14 protein-coding genes are annotated in these 16,527 nt (G+C 62.3%); 9 read left to right on the forward strand and 5 right to left on the reverse strand.

The genetic code is table 11. From position 1 onward, the window contains the following. Positions 1 to 136: 136 nt before the first annotated feature. Positions 137 to 733: a superoxide dismutase gene (locus AC1D08_RS05110; protein WP_095089869.1), complete on the reverse strand. Its 597-nt coding sequence runs from the start codon at positions 731 to 733 to the stop codon at positions 137 to 139. A gap of 176 nt (positions 734 to 909) precedes the next feature. Next, positions 910 to 1,788, reverse strand: a complete 879-nt coding sequence (locus AC1D08_RS05115; RefSeq protein WP_457152417.1) for a branched-chain amino acid aminotransferase — start codon at positions 1,786 to 1,788, stop codon at positions 910 to 912. Between the two features lie 156 nt (positions 1,789 to 1,944). Here AC1D08_RS05115 and AC1D08_RS05120 point away from each other — a divergent pair, with 156 nt between their 5' ends. Further along, complete coding sequence (locus tag AC1D08_RS05120) at positions 1,945 to 2,607, forward strand: haloacid dehalogenase type II (protein WP_095089865.1); 663 nt, start codon at positions 1,945 to 1,947, stop codon at positions 2,605 to 2,607. Between the two features lie 173 nt (positions 2,608 to 2,780). Beyond that, on the forward strand, positions 2,781 to 3,608 hold the full coding sequence (locus tag AC1D08_RS05125) for a L,D-transpeptidase (RefSeq protein ID WP_457152418.1): 828 nt from the start codon (positions 2,781 to 2,783) through the stop codon (positions 3,606 to 3,608). A 75-nt stretch (positions 3,609 to 3,683) separates the two neighbouring features. Here the strand turns inward: AC1D08_RS05125 and AC1D08_RS05130 are convergent, their stop codons facing one another. Further along, complete coding sequence (locus tag AC1D08_RS05130; RefSeq protein WP_457152419.1) at positions 3,684 to 4,226, reverse strand: class I SAM-dependent methyltransferase; 543 nt, start codon at positions 4,224 to 4,226, stop codon at positions 3,684 to 3,686. Positions 4,227 to 4,328: 102 nt separating this feature from the next. Next, positions 4,329 to 5,135 (reverse strand): alpha/beta fold hydrolase, encoded by an 807-nt coding sequence (locus AC1D08_RS05135; protein WP_457152420.1) that lies wholly within the window; start codon positions 5,133 to 5,135, stop codon positions 4,329 to 4,331. A gap of 107 nt (positions 5,136 to 5,242) precedes the next feature. On the opposite strand from AC1D08_RS05135, the gene AC1D08_RS05140 reads away from it, so the two are divergent. Then, on the forward strand, positions 5,243 to 6,787 hold the full coding sequence (locus tag AC1D08_RS05140) for a bifunctional AfsR/SARP family transcriptional regulator/alpha/beta hydrolase (RefSeq protein ID WP_477422675.1): 1,545 nt from the start codon (positions 5,243 to 5,245) through the stop codon (positions 6,785 to 6,787). Positions 6,788 to 6,892: 105 nt separating this feature from the next. Here AC1D08_RS05140 and AC1D08_RS05145 read toward each other — a convergent pair whose 3' ends face one another. Next, the gene (locus tag AC1D08_RS05145; protein ID WP_457152422.1) at positions 6,893 to 9,748 is read right to left on the reverse strand and encodes an ATP-binding protein; all 2,856 of its coding nucleotides are present in this window, start codon (positions 9,746 to 9,748) and stop codon (positions 6,893 to 6,895) included. A gap of 224 nt (positions 9,749 to 9,972) precedes the next feature. Here AC1D08_RS05145 and AC1D08_RS05150 point away from each other — a divergent pair, with 224 nt between their 5' ends. From AC1D08_RS05150 to AC1D08_RS05175, 6 genes are all read left to right on the forward strand, one after another. Then, positions 9,973 to 11,334 carry an epoxide hydrolase family protein gene (locus AC1D08_RS05150; RefSeq protein ID WP_457152423.1) on the forward strand — a complete coding sequence of 454 codons (1,362 nt, stop codon included), beginning with the start codon at positions 9,973 to 9,975 and terminating at the stop codon, positions 11,332 to 11,334. Positions 11,335 to 11,422: 88 nt separating this feature from the next. Further along, positions 11,423 to 12,739: an epoxide hydrolase family protein gene (locus AC1D08_RS05155; RefSeq protein WP_477422677.1), complete on the forward strand. Its 1,317-nt coding sequence runs from the start codon at positions 11,423 to 11,425 to the stop codon at positions 12,737 to 12,739. A gap of 54 nt (positions 12,740 to 12,793) precedes the next feature. Next, positions 12,794 to 13,441, forward strand: a complete 648-nt coding sequence (locus AC1D08_RS05160; RefSeq protein ID WP_457155182.1) for a VOC family protein — start codon at positions 12,794 to 12,796, stop codon at positions 13,439 to 13,441. Between the two features lie 121 nt (positions 13,442 to 13,562). Further along, on the forward strand, positions 13,563 to 14,222 hold the full coding sequence (locus AC1D08_RS05165; protein WP_477422679.1) for a VOC family protein: 660 nt from the start codon (positions 13,563 to 13,565) through the stop codon (positions 14,220 to 14,222). Between the two features lie 72 nt (positions 14,223 to 14,294). Then, a complete protein-coding gene (locus tag AC1D08_RS05170) occupies positions 14,295 to 15,413 on the forward strand; it encodes a redoxin domain-containing protein (RefSeq protein ID WP_477422681.1) in 1,119 nt (372 codons plus the stop codon). 28 nt (positions 15,414 to 15,441) lie between these two features. Then, on the forward strand, positions 15,442 to 16,479 hold the full coding sequence (locus tag AC1D08_RS05175) for an alpha/beta fold hydrolase (RefSeq protein ID WP_457154302.1): 1,038 nt from the start codon (positions 15,442 to 15,444) through the stop codon (positions 16,477 to 16,479). Positions 16,480 to 16,527: the final 48 nt, after the last annotated feature.

The following is a 16,527-nucleotide window of genomic DNA, read 5'->3' on the forward strand; positions in this document are numbered from 1 at the left end:
GTGCCGGGGCTTTGCTGGAGATCGATCAGGTCATCAAACGCGTTGCGTCCAAAGGGACGCAAACGACGCGGGTTGAGTCCTTGCTCTCGTACACGTCGAGGTCCCAAAACCGCTGCGCACGTTTGGGCGACATGCATCAGGCCTTTTCGTAGAGCTCAAGCACGTGATCCCAATTGATCAGGCTGTCGACGAACGCCTCGAGATATTTCGGCCGGGCGTTGCGATAGTCGATGTAATAGGAATGCTCCCAGACATCGACGCCGAGGATCGGCGACGCGCCATGGACGAGCGGGTTTTCGCCGTTCGGCGTCTTGGAGATCGCCAGCTTGCCGTCCTTGACCGAAACCCAGGCCCAGCCGGAACCGAACTGCGTCGTGCCGGCGGCGATGAAATCGGCCTTGAACTTGTCGTAGCCGCCGAGATCGCTGTCGACTGCCTTCTGCAGGGCGCCGGGCAATTTGTTGCCGCCGCCGCCTTTCTTCATCCATTTCCAGAAATGGATGTGGTTGTAATGCTGGGCGGCATTGTTGAAGAGGCCGGCATTCTTGCCGAACGACTGCTTGACCACCTCTTCCACCGACAGATCGCCCATTCCGGCTTCCGCGGCCAGCTTGTTGCCGTTGTCGACATAGGCCTTGTGGTGCTTGTCGTGGTGATATTCCAGCGTCTCTTTCGACATGTAAGGCTGCAAGGCCTCATAGTCGTAAGGCAGAGCGGGCAATTCAAAAGCCATGGGTAGTACTCCCTCGTGGAAAAATCCGGTGTCGATACCGGACTAAGATAGGTCTGGATTGAGATCGGACAACTCCGGAATGAAGCGCCGGTTCCCTTTCTAGGCGGGTAGCGGAAAACTGTCACACGGTTTTCCGACGACGAACCGCGCAGCGACAAAAGGCCGGGCCGGACGCGTCAGCCAGCCGACGTCGAATGCGCCCAATCCCAATAAAGCTCGCGCGCCTTCTTGGCCACCGGCCCGGGTTGCAGGTTGCGATCCTCGATGCGCGTGATCGGCACCACCTTGGAATGGTTTCCGGTCGAAAAGATTTCGTCCGCTTCCAGGAAATCCCGTATCGACAGCGTCTTTTCGGTAGTCTTGAAGCCATACTCGCCAAGCAGCGTCATGGTGCGGGAGCGGGTGATGCCGGACAGGAAGGTGCCGTTCGGCGCCGGCGTCAGGACATGGCCATCCTTGACCAGGAAGATGTTCGAGGTTCCGGTCTCGGCGACGTTGCCCAGCATGTCGAGCACCAGCGCGTTGTCGAACCCGCGCATCTTGGCTTCGAGAATGGCACGGCCGTTGTTGGGATAAAGGCACCCGGCCTTGGCATTGGTCGGCATGGTTTCGATGGTCGGGCGCCGGAATGGCGATACGGTCACCGAAAAGCCCGTCGGCGGGATCATCGGCGACTCATAAAGGCAAAGGCAAAAACGGGTCGAGGCGGGATCGGCCGGAACGCCCATATAGCCGCCATGCTCGGCCCAATACATCGGCCTGATGTAGACGGCTGTCTTGCCATCGAACTTCTTCAACCCGTCCCAGGTAAGCCCGACGATCTTGTCGGCGGTCATCGACGGCTTGAGGCCGAGCGCAATCGCCGAGGAATTCACCCTGGCGGCATGGCGGTCGAGGTCGGGGGCAACGCCTTCGAACCAGCGGCCGCCGTCGAACACGCTGGTGCCAAGCCACATGGCGTGGCTGCGCGGCCCGAGAATGGCGACATTGCCCTCGTGCCAATCACCATCGACGAAAGTCCATGTCGCAGATAGTGCCTCAGCCGCCAGTGTCATCGCGTTGTCCCGTCCCGATCGATCTCGTGTGACAGCCATTGGAAGATGCTTTGGCGGGCGCCGTCAACCGGCATCGCGGAGTTTTGTTGAGGCCAGCGGCGAGTGCGATGCAATCAAAGCTTGCACCTTCTCGCGCCTCGCCTCAAAACTGTTGCCATGCAATACGCCGCCTATGTTTTCGACGCCTACGGCACGCTGTTCGACGTGCATGCCGCCGTGCGCCGTCATGCCGACCAGATTGGGCCGGACGGCCAATTGTTGTCCGAAATCTGGCGCGCCAAGCAGCTCGAATATTCCTGGGTGCGCACGCTGATGGGCGCCTATGCCGATTTCTGGCAACTGACGGAACAGGCGCTCGATTTCGCCTTGCGCAAGGTTCCCTCGGCCGACCCTGGCCTCAAGGCCAAACTGCTGGACGCCTACTGGCGGCTGGATTGCTATCCCGAAGTGCCGGCCGTGCTCAAGGCGCTCAAGGCTTCGGGAGCGAAGCTGGCGATCCTGTCCAACGGCTCGCCCGAAATGCTGCAGGCAGCGGTCAAGTCCGCCGCGCTCGATCAGGTTCTGGACGACATCTATTCGGTCGATACGGTGCGGCGCTTCAAGACCGATCCGGCGGTCTACGACATGGTCACTACCGGCTGGCGCCTCTACCCCAACGCGGTTTCCTTCCAGTCCTCCAATCGCTGGGACATCGCCGGTGCGACCAAATTCGGCTTTCGCACGGTCTGGATCAACCGTTCCAACCAGCCAGAAGAGTACCGGGACTTTCCACCGGCCCTGATCCTGCCATCGCTCGAAGCATTGGTGCCCGGCAGCTAGGTTGCAAAGCTGTGTCTCTGACGCCACAGTGGCAGCGCAGTCACAGCTTCGCCTTTGTTTGTCCACGTTCGGGCCAGAATCGGAACCGCCTATCGCGCCGGGTGTTGTCAGACACCCACGCAGCAATCGGCGTTTCAACCTTTGTTGCGATTTGACACCTAAAGAAGGCAACCATGTCCATAGCCGAAATCGAATCCTTTCGCCTGAGCCGTCGCGGCTTTCTCAACGCCGCTGCATTGGGCGCCGCTTCGATCGCGGTTTCCGCATGCGCCACCACCGGGCCGGAACCGGTCGAACCGCCACCGCCACCAACCTATGTCGAGCCGCCGCTGCCCGACTATGCGACCATGTACGCGGCCGTCAGCGATGGCGGCTTCGACCTTCCGCCAATACCGTTCGAGAGAATCGATCCGCAGTTCCTGCGCCAGATCGTCCCCGACCCTACGGGACAGAAGCCCGGCACCATCATCGTCGACACAACCGGGCACCATCTCTATCTCGTGCGCCAGGGCGGCCAGGCGATCCGCTACGGCGTTGGCCTTGGCCGCGCCGGCTTCGAATGGTCCGGCGACGCCGTCGTCCAGTGGAAGCAGAAATGGCCGAAATGGACGCCGCCGGATGAAATGGTCGCCCGGCAGCCGGAACTGAAGCCATACAGCGCCGAAAATGGCGGCATGCCGGGCGGGCTGAAGAATCCGCTCGGGGCGCGCGCCCTCTACCTCTTCCAGGGCGACGTCGACACGCTCTACCGCCTGCACGGCTCGCCCGAATGGAAGTCAATCGGCAAGTCGGTCTCGTCAGGCTGCGTGCGCCTGATGAACCAGGACATCATCGATCTCTACGACCGGGTGCCTTCGAAGACACCGGTGATCGTGACCAGCGATGTCAGCCAGCCAATGGTGGCAACGGCCAATCGCCGGGCTATTCCGATCGACGCCGGCGTGCCGGACGGATCGGTCCTGCTCGGGCCGGTGAAGGCCATCACGGATTCGATTTTCTGAGCCGCGGGGTGCGTGGCGGAAGGGCCATGCGAGCACCGTGCGCATTTTCAGACGTGCAGGTTTTGACGAAGGCCGTCAACCTGTCGGGGGTGCCGCGACGCCGGCGTAGTGGCTTCCCAATTGCCAGAAGGGCAGCGAGAACCGCCCGCGCTCCTCTTCAACGAGACTGAAGCCCGCCCTGCGGATCAAGAGCAACGGATCGCGATTGAGGTGGCAGCCGCCGGCGATCCGCCCCCACAGCCTGTTCAGGCGCTCCTGCCATCTGCGGCAACGCGGCTCCTCGGCCTGGCCGTGCTCTATGAAGATCAGCCGGCCCGTCGGCTTCAGGATGCGTCGGATTTCGGTCAGCGCCATCTCAGGGTCCGGAATGGTACAGAAGGCATAGGTGACGACAACCGTGTCGGCGAAGGCATCGGCGAGCGGCAGGCTTTCGCCGCTGGCCCGGAGGCATTCGACATCGAACGGCAAGGAACGGCTCTTCGGTCCGGCCAGGCCGAGCATCGTGCCGTCGGGATCGACGCCGATCAGCCGCGCGACCCTGGCAGCGTCGTAATAGGGAAGGTTCAGGCCGGACCCGAAGCCGACTTCGACGACAATGCCCTCTGCCCGCGGGATCATTCGCCTTCGCATGTGTGCGAATGTGTTGGCCGAACAGCCGGCGTGGACGACGTAGGGAGCAATGCAGCGTGCATACCAGGAGAGACAGGTTTGGCACATGACTTAGCCTCCTTGCCTTGTGCTCTGAGCACCGACACGGTCCAGAAAAGCGTCGACCACCGGCGCCACGGTGTCGACATCGAGGAAGGCGGTGACATGGTTCTTGCCCGCGAGCGGCAGAAACTCGCCGCCCGCCAGTTCCGCGAAATTCCGGACGAGCTCGCAACGGGGATCAAGCGTACCGCTGATTGCCAACACCGGTATCCCCAGCCCCGCGAAGGCCGCCGAGAAATCCAGCCTGTCCTTGGCAAGGCTTGCTCGAACCGCGGTGAGATCGTTGGCCCGGATCCGCCGGCTTGCGGCCTGCGAAAGGTCGGGGGCCAGTTGCGTCAAGAAGGCGAGCCAGGTCTCGAAGTCATTCTTGAGCGCCGCCCGGAGCGAGGTGAGATCCTCCGCGTACGGATGCGCGCCATTGACGACCAACGCGCTGACGCGGTCCGGGTGGTAGAGAGCCACGGCCAGCGCGACCACGCCGCCCATTGAATGTCCCATCAGTGCAGCATGCTGGACGCCGGCACTGTCGAGCACGGCAACGACATCTGCTGCCCGCCTGAGTCCGGAATAGGCAATCGGGTTGTGAGGCTTTCCGCTCCGGCCATGGCCGCGGCAATCGATGAGGATCAGCCGGCGCCCGCGCCGCAGCAGCTGGTCGACGTAACCCGCCTCGTGCCAGGACTCGCTGTTTTCGGTCACGCCATGCAGCAGTACGAGCGGCTCGCCGCGACCGAGGTCCTGGTAGGCGATAGAGATGCCGTCCCTGGCAACAGCCTCGGACGTGCGATGATGGGTGAGAGTATTGACCGGTGACATTTCTCGCTCCAAGGGAGTCTCCTGATTGGGCCCAATCGGCCCGACCTCCTGGGGTGGATAGAAGGCCGGCGTCCCCTCAACGTCCCCGCGCGGCCGCATACGGATCGATGGAGCGATTGGAGTTCCGACTTCTGGGTTTTCCTGAGTTCCGTCTGAACGGGCGGCGGGTGGAACTTGCCTTGCGCAAGGCGGCAGCGCTTCTCGTCTACCTCGCCGAGGCCGCCGGGCCTGTGGCGCGTGAGGTCGCAGCCACGCTTCTGTGGCCCGAAACCGACGAGGAAGCCGCACGGGCACGCCTTCGGCGCACGCTGTATAAAATCCGCACCGCGTTCGGCAGCGAGGTTATCGCTGCCAGCGGGACATCCCTGGGCCTGCACCCGGCGCTGTCCGTTGACGTCGACTCCAAGGTCTTCGAGCATGCCTGCAATGTCGGTCCTCTCGACGAGGCAGCCGAGATGCTTAAGGGCGACTATCTCGCCGGCTTCTCCGTCCCTGATTGTCCGGAATTCGAGGAATGGGTCTTCTTCAGGCGCGAGGCCCTGCGCAGCCGGCTCGTGCAGGCGCTGGAGCGGCTCATCGAAGCGAAGATCGCCGCCGGTGAGCCTCGCAGCGCGGTCGTGCATGCGACGCGGCTGACGGGACTGGACCCTTTGAGCGAAAGTGCGCACCGTCACCTGATCCGTGCCCACCTGGCGGCCGGGGACAGGGCAGCAGCCGAGCGCCAAAGGGACACCTGTGTTCGGTTGCTGCGGGAAGAACTCGGCATTGCGCCGGACCCAGCCACGCTTGCCCTGCTGCGTGAGCCATCTCACGATGCCGCCCCGGACGTGCCCAGAACGCGCTATGTCGAGGTGGACGGCATCCATATCGCCTACCAGATCGTTGGCAGCGGTCCGATGGATATCGTGCTTGTTCCGGGCTTCATTTCGCATGTCGAGCGGATCTGGGAAGACAGAAGCTGCCGCGCCTGGATCACCGCGGTTTCGCATCTCGGCCGCCTGATCCTTTTCGACCGGCGAGGCATGGGACTTTCCGACCGCGTCGGTGCCCGCCCGACCGTCGAAGCGACGGCGCAGGACATTCTGGCGGTCATGAACGCGGCCAGTAGCCGTAGGGCCTTGCTCATCGGCGCGTCAGAAGGTGGGCCGGGTTGTGTCCGTTTTGCCGTAAACCACCCCGATCGCCTGATCGGTCTTGTTCTGTGGGGTTCCCTTGCGAAAGGCAGCCGCGCACCCGACTATCATTTTGCCCTGACCGTCGCGCAATACGATCTGTGGAAGCAACGACTGCTCGCCAGTTGGGGTGGCCCGGCGGAAATCGAAACTTTCGCCCCGAGCTTGGCCGCAGACCGCCAGGCGCAGACCTGGTGGGCTGGGTTGCTCAGGGCAGCCTCCAGTCCCGGCGCGGTCGCGGGCCTCCTGGAAGCGCTGCGTGATACCGATGTCCGTCATCTCCTTGCAAAGGTTTCGGCAAGGACGATGGTTCTGCACCGCTCCGGCGACCGCGCCGTTCGCATCGAAGCCGGGCGCTTCCTCGCGGCCAACATCCCAGGCGCGAAGTTCATTGAGGTTGCCGGCAACGATCACTGGTTCTGGGTCGGCGACCAACAGCCGCTGCTTAACAGCATTGGCGCGTTTGCACGACGTAGCTGATTGCTCAGGCGGGCCGGTGAAGGCCATCACGAATTCGATTTTCTGAGCCACCGTCGAAATGCGCCGACAGCGGACGACACCAATGGGGCGGTGGCATCGAAGGTTCTACCTGAGCGTCGCCAGCAGGTGTTCGGCGGCCTTGACATCCGCCGTATTCAGACCCTCCACAAAATGCGCCGCAACCGGTTGCAAGAGCTCGCGAGCGCTATTGATCTCCCCTCGCCCGGCCATCAGCGTCGTCATGTCGATTGCGGTTCGCAACTCCCATGCCCGCGCGCGCTGACTGCGGCTCAACTCCAGTGCCTGCATGAGGTAGGCGGCAGCTTCGTCGCGGTTGCGTTGCGACTGGAGAAGGAGGCTTCCCTTCATCCGCAGCAACTCCGGGAGGTACAATTGGTCGCCGTTCTTCTCGACGAGGCCAAGCGACTCGTCGATCAGCGCAGTTGCTTCATCGACCTGACCTATTGCGGACAATCCCCTGACCAGCGAGAGGTTGAGCGGAGTCGTGAGCAATTCGTAAGGTGCCGCGTGCAGCTTCTGAAGAGACGTCTGCAGGCCCTCGACACCGCCTTCTGCATCGCCTTGACGGATCGCTACTTCGCTTTTGAATCCCCGACCGACCAGCAGGTAAGGAGTCATGGAATGGGATTCCGCGCGGGCGATGAGCATGTCGATGTACGCCTCGGCGCTCTTCAGGTCGCCCGTCCACAGGAAGACCGATATCGCCCAGATCAACGCGATCGCCAGCGTTAGAGAATGATCCATGGCGGCAGCCTCTTCGACGGCCTGCCGAGCATGCGCCATGGCTTGATCCGGATGGCCTTGCAGCCAAAGGTTCCTCGCCAGAATTGCCCTGGCCAGGATTTTGCCTTCGAAGCCCAGATAGATCGTCGTGGTCCGCTGAGAGCGCGGCCCACGGTCGAGCGCCGCCTCCAGCTCTGCGCGCGCCGCCGCGAGGTCGCCTCGCAAGTGAAGCGAGATACCCAGGATCGAGTGTGCAAGCGCAATCGCGACCGAATCCTCCAGACCGGCGGCTGTGGCTGAACAACGTCTTGCAATTTCGAGGGCGGTTACGAAATTGCCCGTCCGCAGATGGAACATGTTGAGCGGACCCAACAGACGCACCTGGTCCAGTGGATCGCCGCGCTCCTCGGCGATCGCCAGGCTTCTCTGCAGGGCTACGCGCGCCCTGTCGCGTCCTCCCCGCATAAACATGAAGGATACGCCGAGAGCGGCCTGAAGATGCATCTCGTCAAGTCCGCCAAGGGCGGCACCGTCGGAAGCCAATATTGCCCTTTCAGACCAGCGATGACACTCCGGCAACAAGGACATCGCCAGGAAAACCGGCGCGGCAGCGATGGCGAGTCCCGTGCCGATGTCGGCGTTTCCGTGTTTGCCGAAGCACCATTCCAGGGCAGCTCGGACATTGTTGATGGCGGCGAAGTGAGGAGCCCGTTCCTCACCGGTCCCCAGTTTTGGCCATCCGATCCCTGTCTGCTCCAGCCATCTCCGATAGTAGGCGGCGTGGCGCACTGCCAGATCGGCAGCCTCGGCATCATCGATCCGGATATCGAGAACGTAGGCGCGCGTGGTATCGAGGAGCCGGTAGCGCATCATCGCTCCGGCCGGACGCGTCGCCACAATCGATTTGGCGACGAGACTGTCCATGGCGCCCAGGACGGTCGATCGATCGAGGGTCGCGCTCGTCACCACCTCCAGTGCGGCATCGAGCGTGAAATGACCGACGAACACGGCGAGCCTACGCAACACCACGCGCTCAAGGTCGGTCAGGAGCCCAAAGCTCCAGTCCAGCGTCGCCTGCAGGGTTTGCTGACGCGGCGGCGCGGTCCGCGAACCGAGCCACAGCAGTGTCAGGCGTTGATCAAGAAGTGCGGCGGTCTGTTGCAGCCCATAGGATTCGACGCGCCTGGCCGCCAGTTCGATGGAGAGCGCCACTCCGTCGAGCTTTCGACAGATGCTTGCGATGAGCAGGGCCTCCGCATCGTTGATGTCCAAACGAGCGCCGCCTGCCACCGCTCGTTCGACGAACAGTTGGGTGGCCGGGAAGGTCTGGACAATGGCCGCCGTCAGGCCAGGTTCGTCGGGCGGATAGGCAAGCGCATCCAACCGATAGATATGCTCGCCTTCGACCCGAAGCACCTCGCGGCTCGTCGCCAGGATGTGGACCTGTGACGCCGCATCGACAATGCTTGCTGCCAAAGGCGCCACCGCATCCAAGAGATGCTCACAGGTATCGAGGATCAAGAGAATCCGCTTGTTGCGCAAGTAGGCGATCAGGTTGGGCGTGGCATCTTCTGTTTGAACGGATAGCCCAAGCATCGAGGCGACGGCTGTCGTCACCAGACCGGAATCACCGATCATTCCCAGATCGACGAACAGAACTGCCCCATAAAATGCGTCGATCAGATGATGTCCGACTGCGATCGCGACGGTGGTTTTGCCGACACCGCCGGCGCCAACGATGGTGACGAACCGCGAAGCATTCAGCTGCGCCGACAGCTTGAGAACGTCCTGATCCCGCCCGACCATTCTGCTCAAGCGGTTTGGAAGATTCGCATGCGGAAACCCGGCGGCGACAAACGGGGCTTCATCGTGTGGGCTGCTTAATCGCGAGACCGGTGCAACGAAGCAATAGCCGCGCCCCGGAAGCGTCGCGATGTAACGCGCGCCATCCTTTCCATCGCCCAGCGCCTTGCGCAGTCCGGTCATGTGGAACCGCAGGCTGCCTTCCTCGACAACCACATCGGGCCAAACGCGCGCCATCAGATCCTTCTTGCTGACGACTTCATTCGGCGCGGAAGTCAGCACGATGAGAATTTCAAGGGCGCGCGAGCCCAACTCTACGGGAGCGCCTTCTCTTGTCAGGAGCCTTTCACCCGCAGCCAAATAGAAAGGGCCAAACGACAATCTGTCTTTGGCCTGACTTGGCGTTATCGTCATGGCGTCTCTTCTTTTGGGAGCCGCCTGCACCCGGCACCTTACTTTAGGTCAAGGAGCGCTCCCGCACCATAGGGAGTCTCCAGTGTCTGGCGCCTCCTATCTGCTCAAAAAAGCGGCAGGCGGGCAGCGACTAACAAGAGCTCACGACGCATAACGGGCTAATCCCATCTCCTGGGGGTACGTCAAGCAGCGCAAATCGCATCCATCAACCCCAGGAGAGTCACATGGACACGACCAGAACCTCCGAAACAATCGACCAGGATCGCCGGCGACTTTTGGGCACTGCCGCGGTCGGCATCGCCGCCGCAGGCGCCGCGAGCCTGCTCCCGTCACAAAAGGCCTCCGCATCAACCGGCGATGGCATCCGCCCCTTCACCGTTAGCTTCCCGCAGGAAGAGCTCACCGAGCTTCGCCGGCGCATCGTCGCTACGCGCTGGCCCGAGCGCGAGCTCGTATCCGACGAGGCCTCCCGGCGGATCTGGTCGACCCCGGCGACGGTAGGGCCAACGCAGGGCGTGCAACTCGCCACCATGCAGAAGCTCATGAAGTACTGGGGAACGGAATATGATTGGAGTAAATGCGAGGCGCGGTTGAAGGCGCTGCCGAATTTCGTCACCGAGATCGACGGCCTCGACATCCACTTTATCCACGTGAAATCAAAGCATCAGGGCGCCCTGCCTGTCATCATCACGCATGGCTGGCCCGGTTCGGTCATCGAACTCCTGAAGATCATCGATCCGTTCACCAATCCCACCGCGCACGGCGGTGCCGAGGCCGACGCGTTCGACGTGGTGATCCCGTCGATGCCTGGCTACGGCTTTTCCGGCAAGCCCAGCGAAACCGGTTGGGATCCAGGGCGCATCGCCCGGGCGTGGATCGTGCTGATGAAGCGCCTCGGCTACGACCGGTACGTCGCGCAGGGTGGCGATTGGGGAGCACTTATCACCGAACAGATGGCACTGATCGCACCTCCCGAACTGGCCGCCATCCACACGAACATGCCGGGGACCATTCCGCCCGAGATCGTGAAGGCGCTTGCCTCTGGCAGCCCGCCCCCTGCCGATCTCGGCCCCGACGAGAAGCGCGCCTACGAGCAGGTCGCGTTTTTCTACAAGAACGGCCTGGGCTACGCCAACGAAATGGCGCTTCGTCCGCAAACGCTCTACGGGATCGTCGATTCACCGGCCGGCCTGGCGGCGTGGATCCTCGATCACGATGCGGATAGCTGTGCGCTGATCGCCCGCTCCTTCGACGGAGAGCCGGAGGGCCTTACCCGCGACGACATCCTCGACAACATCACGTTCTACTGGCTGACCAACACGGCGATCTCCTCGGCACGTCTCTATTGGGAACACTCGCAAACGGCGAAGGCCGGTTTCTTCGACGCCAAGGGCATCACAATTCCTGTCGGCGCCACTGCAAACCCCAGCGAAATCTACACGGCGCCGAAGAGCTGGACTGAACGCGCGTTCCCGAAGCTTCTGCATTATGGCCGCACAGACAAGGGCTGCCATTTCGCGGCCTGGGAACAGCCGAAGATCTTCACCGATGAGGTGCGCGCAACATTCAAGACGTTGCAGACCTGACGTGTTGGCGGGGGGATGGCGCACCGGATGTGTGTCATCTTCCGCCCTGCGGTAGCTGCGTAGCGAACTTCCTAAGGGAGCGACTGCAATGAACCCCCACATCAAGACGCTTGCCGCCGCTGTGGCTTGCACCGTGCTCGCTACCGCTGCGCTGGTGTTCGGGCTTTGCACCCTCTCCGCGTCCGCCTTCGCAAACCCGGTCGAGGATCGCTCGATCCGGCCCTTCAAAATCCAGGTGCCGCAAGCGGCGCTCGACGATCTTCGCAGGCGTATTGCAGAAACACGGTGGCCCGACCGGGAGACCGTAGATGACCAGTCGCAGGGCATTCAGATCGCGAAGATCAGGCCGCTCGTCGAGTATTGGGGCACGGCCTACGACTGGCGGACAGCGGAAGCGAAACTGAATTCCCTGCCTCAGTTCATGACCACGATCGACGGCGTGGACATTTACTTTGTCCACGTTCGCTCGAAACATCCCCATGCCCTGCCGCTGATCATGACGCATGGCTGGCCTGGCTCGGTCCTGGAACTGTTGAAAACCATCGGCCCGCTCACCGATCCCACCGCGCATGGCGGCAGTCCTGAGGACGCGTTCGACCTCGTACTGCCGTCGTTGCCGGGTTTCGGCTTCTCCGGCAAGCCGACCGAGACCGGCTGGGGTACAGACCGCATCGCGCGAGCCTGGGCAGAGCTGATGAAGCGCTTAGGCTATACGGAATACGTCGCCCAAGGCGGCGACTGGGGCTCCCCCGTTTCGAATGCAATGGGCCGCCTGGCCCCTGCAGGACTTCTTGGCATCCATGTCAACCTGCCGGCTGTCGTACCACCTGAGATAGCTGCTGTGCTCGCCAGCGGCGGACCAGTGCCGGCAGGCCTGACGGGTAAGGAGCGCACGGCATTCGACGCGCTCAGCATGGCCGCCAAGATGGGGAATAGATCCTACGCCACGATGATGGGCACCCGACCGCAGACGATAGGCTACGCCATCAATAACTCCCCTGCGGGGCTCGCAGCGTGGATGCTCGGGCATCCGGGCTTTTCAGGCTGGACCTACGACGACAGCGACCCTGAAAAGTCGCCGGACGAGGTGCTGGACGACATAACTCTGTACTGGTTGACGAACACCGCCACCTCGTCCGGGCGAATTTACTGGGAGTACGGCGGCGGCCGCAGTCCCGTTTTTGCCGACCCTGAAAAGACCAACGAAGTTTCGCTGCCGGTCGCCATCACGGTCTTTCCGGGAGAAGGCTATCAGGCCCCCGAGACGTGGGCCCGGCGCGCCTACCCCAACCTGATCTACTTCCATGAGGTCGACAAGGGCGGCCACTTCGCCGCGTGGGAACAGCCGGAGCTCTTCTCCGCCGAGTTGCGCGCTGCCTTCAGGTCGCTGCGGCAAAGAAACTGAACTGACCGGAGGCACAAAGAAGCATTCCCATCAAACTCAACCGAGGAGGCAGACATGACGATTGCCACTACCCGCAGCAACACCGCAGTCGATATCAAGCTCGAGGTCGTAGTCATTCCAGTTTCCGATGTCGACCGCGCTAAGCTGTTCTATGCAGGCTTGGGTTGGCGGCTGGACGCCGACCTCATCGGCGACGAATTTCATGTCATCCAGTTTACGCCTCCTGGGTCCCAGTGTTCGGTTGTCTTCGGCTCAGGCGTTGCACCAGGCCCTTATGCTCGTATCGAGCTCGACATCCTCGAAACCGCTGGTGAACTCGTCGTGTCGGACATCGAGGCAGCACGCGCCGAACTCGCCGATCGCGGGGTCGACGTAAGCGAAGTGTATCACTATGCCGGTGACAAAGGGCGCGTCAGCGGGCCCGATCCGGAAAGACGCAGCTACGCCTCGTGGGCTTCCTTCAGCGACCCGGCCGGAAACAACTGGCTCTTGCAGGAGGTCACTGCGCGAGCACCAGGCCGCGTCGACGCTGGAGGCGCCACATTTGTCTCGTCGGCCGAACTCGCAGCCGCGCTTCGGCGTGCATCTGTGGCTCATGGCGAGCACGAGCAGCGGACAGGCGGCCAGCGTGATGAGAACTGGCCGGACTGGTACGCCGAGTACTTGGTGGCGGAGCACGCCGGCCAACCGCTTCCGCCATGAGCACTTCGATTGAACGGACGGCATCGCCGGCGCCTACCTGGCTAGAACTCGCGGCATTCGGGTTCTGTCCCGAGCCGCACGCGAGACGAGCTTCTCACGCAACTTAACGCAGGAGGTAAATATGGACATCACTAGCACTGTCAGCAGTATCGCAGTTGAGACACAACGGCCGCGCTCCCTCGACATGAAGCTCGAAGTTGTTGTCATTCCCGTCTCGAATGTAGAGCGCGCTAAGCAATTCTACGAACGGCTGGGGTGGAGACTCGACGCTGACTTTGTCGTTGGAGACACGTTCCGCGGGATACAGTTCACACCTCCCGGCTCGCCGGCCTCGATACACTTCGGCACTGGGATCACGACGGTCGCGCCCGGCTCTGCAAGCGGACTTTATCTTATCGTTTCGGACATTGAATCGGCTCGCGCCGAGCTTATCGGCCGCGGCGTCGAGGTCAGCGAGGCGTTTCATCGCGAAGGCCCCGGCAAGCCAACGGTGAAAGGCCGCGATCCCCAGCGACGCAGCTACTCCTCGTTCGCTACTTTCAAAGATCCGGACGGCAACGAATGGTTGCTTCAGGAGATCACCACGCGGTTTCCCGGTCGCATCGACTCCAGCACCACGACCTACGCTTCCGAGGCGGATCGTGCTTCCGCGCTGCGACGCACGTCGGAGGCCCACGGCGAGCACGAGAAGCGCAACGGCGGTCGGCGCGATGAGAACTGGCCGGACTGGTACGCGAAATACATGGTGGCCGAGCAGGCTGGCAACACGCTTCCGCTGTGAAGGGTTGGGCGCGCGGTGCGCATTCGAACCGTTCGCGCGACGACATCGATATCGAACCAAAAGGCGTCGTTGATGAAAGCAACCAAGCTGCTGCTCGCCGCGGCGCTCGCAACGGCAATCGGGGCTCCGATTGCCGGTTTTCTAGGAGGCACGAACGTGGCGCAGTCCATAATCTCCACACCAATGCGGGTTCCGTTTCTTCACGAACTCTCTACCTACCGGCTTGAGGAAAAATCGGAGCTTGCTTCGCTTGAAGCGGCGCACGAGTGGATAAATTCACCGCCGCTGACGGCGTCGGCCTTGCATGGCAAGGTCGTCCTCATCGATTTCTGGACCTACACCTGCATCAACTGGCTGCGCACGCTTCCCTACGTGCAGGCCTGGGACGAGAAATACCGGAAGCATGGTTTGGTGGTGATCGGAATCCACGCGCCGGAGTTCGCATTCGAAAAAGACCTGAACAACGTGCACCAGGCGGCGAAAGACCTGCGGATCGATTATCCGATCGCCGTCGACAACGAGCATCTCATATGGCGGGCCTTCAGGAACCAGTATTGGCCGGCACTCTATTTCATCGATTCGCAGGGACGTGTCCGGTATCGTCATTTTGGCGAGGGGTCATACCAACAATCGGAAATGGTCATCCAGGAATTGCTGGCCGAGGCTGGCGCTGGTGGTTTCGATCGTGAGCCTGTGTCGGTGGATGGCCGCGGCATCGAAGCGGCGGCCGATTGGGAAAGCCTCAAGTCTCCGGAGAACTATTCCGGATATGAACGCACCCAGAATTTTGCGCCCAGCGGCGAGCTGGTCTTGGACGAGCCGCATGCCTACGAATTGCCGGCGCGGTTACGCCTGAATGAGTGGGGGCTGTCGGGCGATTGGACGGTAAGGAAAGAAAACGCCGTACTGAACAAGCCCGACGGCCGCATCGTCTACCGTTTCCACGCACGCGACCTTCATCTGGTCATGGGTCCGGCATCGCCGGGAACGTCCGTGAGATTTCGCGTGCTGATCGACGGACAGCCACCAGGCACGGCTTACGGCGTCGACGTCAATGAAAAGGGCGAAGGTGCAGTGACAGAGCAGCGCCTGTACCAGCTGATTCGACAATCGAAACCCATCGTCGATCGCCAGTTCGAGATCGAGTTTCTCGACCCGGGCGTGGAGGTCTTTGCCTTCACGTTTGGCTGATCGTCCGGACAACAACAGAGGTTCTCAAATGCATTCGTTCAATATCCCGGATGAGATCGACCAAGAACGCCGACGGTTCTTTGGCGCGACCGCGATGGTTCTCGCCGCCACTCAGTTCGGCCTGATGGGCCCGGCACAAGCGCAAGAGGCAACGGGAGAGCCGGTGGCGGCGTCTTTCGGGCCCTTGAAGCAGATCGATGCCGGCCTGCTGAGCGTCGGCTATGCCGAGCTCGGACCCGCCGACGGCCCACCCGTCATCCTGCTGCATGGCTGGCCGTATGACATCCACACCTATGCCAATGTCGCGCCTCGGCTGGCGGCGAAAGGCCACCGCGTGATCGTGCCGTACCTGCGCGGATACGGGCCGACTCGTTTCCTGTCGCACGATACGATTCGCAACGGCCAGCAGTCGGCGATCGCCGCCGACATTGTCGCCCTGATGGACGCACTGGGGATCGAAAAGGCGACGATCGGCGGCTGCGACTGGGGCGCCCGCACCGCGAACATCATTGCCGCGCTATGGCCTCAACGCTGCAAGGCTTTGGTCTCGGTAAGCGGCTACCTCATCGGCAACCAGCAAGCCGGCAAGCTGCCGCTGCCACCCAAGGTCGAGTTGCAATGGTGGTATCAATATTACCTCGCCACCGATCGCGGCCGCGCTGGCTACGAGAAATACACGCGAGATTTCGCCAAGCTGATCTGGCAACTCGCGTCCCCCCAGTGGAACTTCGACGATGCCACATTCGAGCGCAGCGCCGCGGCCTTGGACAATCCCGATCATGTGGCCATTGTGGTCCACAACTATCGCTGGCGGCTCGGACTGGCCGCCGGCGAGCAGCAATATGACGCGTTTGAGGAGCAACTCGCGCAGGCACCGGTCATCGGCGTGCCGACGGTCACGCTCGAGGGCGACGCCAATGGGGCGCCGCATCCGGACGCGAGCGCGTACGCCAAGATGTTCTCAGGGAGATACGCGCATCGGGTTGTCACCGGAGGCATCGGGCACAACCTGCCCCAGGAAGCGCCGCAGGCCTTCGCTGATGCCGTTGTCGAGGTCGACGCCTGATCGAGTTCGCGGTAACCGCCCCCGGCGGTTACCGCTGCCAGCAAAAAG

The organism is Mesorhizobium sp. P2_E6, from assembly GCF_056403835.1.

Bases quoted from the DNA above. Each gene is read 5' to 3' on its own strand.
- AC1D08_RS05110 (WP_095089869.1), bottom strand. From the start codon at position 733: ATGGCTTTTGAATTGCCCGCTCTGCCTTACGACTATGAGGCCTTGCAG.
- AC1D08_RS05115 (WP_457152417.1), bottom strand. From the start codon at position 1,788: ATGACACTGGCGGCTGAGGCACTATCTGCGACATGGACTTTCGTCGAT.
- AC1D08_RS05120 (WP_095089865.1), top strand. From the start codon at position 1,945: ATGCAATACGCCGCCTATGTTTTCGACGCCTACGGCACGCTGTTCGAC.
- AC1D08_RS05125 (WP_457152418.1), top strand. From the start codon at position 2,781: ATGTCCATAGCCGAAATCGAATCCTTTCGCCTGAGCCGTCGCGGCTTT.
- AC1D08_RS05130 (WP_457152419.1), bottom strand. From the start codon at position 4,226: ATGATCCCGCGGGCAGAGGGCATTGTCGTCGAAGTCGGCTTCGGGTCC.
- AC1D08_RS05135 (WP_457152420.1), bottom strand. From the start codon at position 5,135: ATGTCACCGGTCAATACTCTCACCCATCATCGCACGTCCGAGGCTGTT.
- AC1D08_RS05140 (WP_477422675.1), top strand. From the start codon at position 5,243: ATGGAGCGATTGGAGTTCCGACTTCTGGGTTTTCCTGAGTTCCGTCTG.
- AC1D08_RS05145 (WP_457152422.1), bottom strand. From the start codon at position 9,748: ATGACGATAACGCCAAGTCAGGCCAAAGACAGATTGTCGTTTGGCCCT.
- AC1D08_RS05150 (WP_457152423.1), top strand. From the start codon at position 9,973: ATGGACACGACCAGAACCTCCGAAACAATCGACCAGGATCGCCGGCGA.
- AC1D08_RS05155 (WP_477422677.1), top strand. From the start codon at position 11,423: ATGAACCCCCACATCAAGACGCTTGCCGCCGCTGTGGCTTGCACCGTG.
- AC1D08_RS05160 (WP_457155182.1), top strand. From the start codon at position 12,794: ATGACGATTGCCACTACCCGCAGCAACACCGCAGTCGATATCAAGCTC.
- AC1D08_RS05165 (WP_477422679.1), top strand. From the start codon at position 13,563: ATGGACATCACTAGCACTGTCAGCAGTATCGCAGTTGAGACACAACGG.
- AC1D08_RS05170 (WP_477422681.1), top strand. From the start codon at position 14,295: ATGAAAGCAACCAAGCTGCTGCTCGCCGCGGCGCTCGCAACGGCAATC.
- AC1D08_RS05175 (WP_457154302.1), top strand. From the start codon at position 15,442: ATGCATTCGTTCAATATCCCGGATGAGATCGACCAAGAACGCCGACGG.